Source organism: Leadbetterella sp. DM7, from assembly GCF_040829825.2.
GTDB lineage: Bacteria > Bacteroidota > Bacteroidia > Cytophagales > Spirosomataceae > Leadbetterella.
In genome coordinates this window covers 1-2,268 of record NZ_JBFOLH020000037.1, presented here as the reverse complement: position 1 = coordinate 2,268, position 2,268 = coordinate 1, and the positions used below count along the sequence as shown (strand labels likewise).

Sequence of the window (2,268 nt, the reverse complement as noted above, 5' to 3'; positions counted from 1 at the left end):
CGGCATATAGGCCTGCCTTGATGCACGTTTTTGACGCGCTTTTGCCATATTATTCGCTTTTGCCTCCGAAAAATAAGAAATAATCCCCTTTTAATAAAGAATTTAGCCTGTTAACAGCAAACCCTAATTACAAGCCTATTAAACGGAGAAAACAAACTCCATTTACATTTTAAGAGTTATGAAATATTGGGTTATATTTATGTGCATTGTTCTAGGAGCATGTTCATCAACAAAAACAATTTCCGATTTTGAATCCTTCTCAAAGCAATTACATAGGAGTCAGAAAAAGCAAAAATGTGGTTTTTACTCGGATTTAACTTATAAATCCAGAAACGAGATTAAAGATAGATTTAGTTTTGTAGATTTCAATTTAAAACTAGACACCGTTTTTATACTGGAGTCATACAATCTCGAATCTGGTAGTTTGTATCAATCTGTTTGGACAAAAAAGAAAAAGGTTGAATATAAAATTCAAAATGGTCAGGTAGAAATAGTTTCTAACCCTTTCATTACAAGATTATATCCTTTAATTGAAAAATGGGATATTTTTACTATTAAAAAAGAAGAAGAGAAATATGGTAAATTATTAGGTAGCTCTCAAATGATAGGGGCAAGAATAGTTATTGCGAACGGACATTTCCAAATGGATTGTATTAAATTTCAAGAGTTTTTTGACCCTAAAAAAGATTAATTTAAGAGTCATAATTAATAACTCTACAACCGTTGGGAATTGCAAGGGAAGGAAAAAGAATCTACCTTTAACCTCAACAGGATTAACTTTGGGGCGAGGGTGTATAATCCCACAATCGGGCGTTTTGACTAACCAGACAGATATTCTGAAAAGTATGCATCGCTTTCGACCTATCAGTATGCTGCCAATAATCCGATTCGATATATTGATATCAATGGCAACAGCTTGGTGGTAAGCTTTTTAGAAAACGGAACTGTGCAGACATTAAACTACAATAATATTGAGAAGTATGGATGGGGCTTTTACGATAATTCCGGTAATTATTATCAAGGAGATAACTCTTTTGTAAAAAGTGTAACTTCAGCCCTTGCAAGAATAAACCTTGGAGAAGAAGGGCGTGGAATGTTAAATAGTATGATAGGTGCAGATGAAACCATTACCATTACTCAAGGTAGAAATGTATATAATGGAGAAACTCGTACTGTAGGATTTAATCCGCTAGGGAATGCTTCAATGCCAACAGAAAATGGATTTCAGTCAAGCCCTACTTTTATAAGCTTAGCACATGAACTAGCCCATGCCGAAGACCACTTAAAAGGTACACTTAATCAAGATAGAACTTGGGGAGGAACTCTTACTAATTATGCTGAAGCGGAGAAGTATTCAACGCATAGAGAAAACCAATTCAGGGCTGAGCAGGGACAGCCATTGAGAACTCATTATGGTGTAATGCTTGATAATAGGACTAACACATTTTTACCAGACCCTAAGAGTAGAATTATTGACACAAAGGGTAATAGTCTATTTTTTAAACCATATAACTACCGAAAGAAATGAAATGTCTATATTATTTAGTCGTGCTTTTACTTGCTAGCTGTACCGTTAGCACTGGTATTAGGTGGAATAAAAAGGTATCGAAAGAACTTTACAAACAGCAAGTTAAACTTAGTGACTTTGCGAAAGTTTCTCTTTTGGCCAGAGAACAAAATATTGGTACTATCTCTCAACTTAAGTTGGGAGATAGTGACACTCTATTTCTAATTGAAAGAATTAGTGAACCGGATTTACAGTACTGGTGTAATATTTGGTCATCTAGAAGAGACACCGTTATAGAATATTCTAATCTAGATGGAGTAAATACCTCAAAAGTTGTAGCATATCCGAAATGGAACATAAAGCTAAAGGATGTAACAGAGAAGTTTGATACTACAAAAGTCGAACAGGTACAACTTTTAGGTGGATACAGAACCTTTATTTCAGTTATTACCTCGAAAGGAATAAAAACCTTTTGGTTTCATGACAAGTACTCTTCTTTCGAGGAGTAAGAACCGCTGGGAGTTGCAAGCGAAGGAAAAAGAATCTACTTTTAACCTCAACAAGACTAACTTTGGGGCGAGGATGTATAATCCGACAATTGGAAGGTTTGACCGGATTGACCCGCTAGCAGAATTGGATTTACATCTTTCCTCCTATTCTTACGTAGGCAATAATCCTTTAAAATACGTTGACTTATTCGGAATGAAGAGAAAAAAGGCTAAAGGGGAGGTGGATACTTATATAGAGACGGAGCCTTTTGA

Annotated in this window: 4 protein-coding genes; all 4 read left to right on the top strand. The window is 35.3% G+C overall.

Annotated elements, in window-relative coordinates; all coding sequences use genetic code 11:
* Positions 1 to 178: 178 nt before the first annotated feature.
* On the top strand, positions 179 to 691 hold the full coding sequence (locus AB2U10_RS19075; protein WP_367916676.1) for a hypothetical protein: 513 nt from the start codon (positions 179 to 181) through the stop codon (positions 689 to 691).
* Positions 692 to 946: 255 nt separating this feature from the next.
* Positions 947 to 1,528, top strand: coding sequence for a type III secretion system effector protein (locus AB2U10_RS19070; protein ID WP_367916675.1), 582 nt, complete (start codon positions 947 to 949; stop codon positions 1,526 to 1,528).
* Entirely contained in the window at positions 1,525 to 2,016 is a 492-nt protein-coding gene (locus tag AB2U10_RS19065; protein WP_367916674.1) for a hypothetical protein, read from the top strand. The genes AB2U10_RS19070 and AB2U10_RS19065 overlap by 4 nt, the downstream gene beginning before the upstream one ends.
* A partial coding sequence (locus tag AB2U10_RS19060; protein ID WP_493820781.1) for an RHS repeat domain-containing protein occupies positions 1,988 to 2,268 on the top strand: 281 nt, incomplete at its 3' end. The genes AB2U10_RS19065 and AB2U10_RS19060, both read left to right, overlap by 29 nt.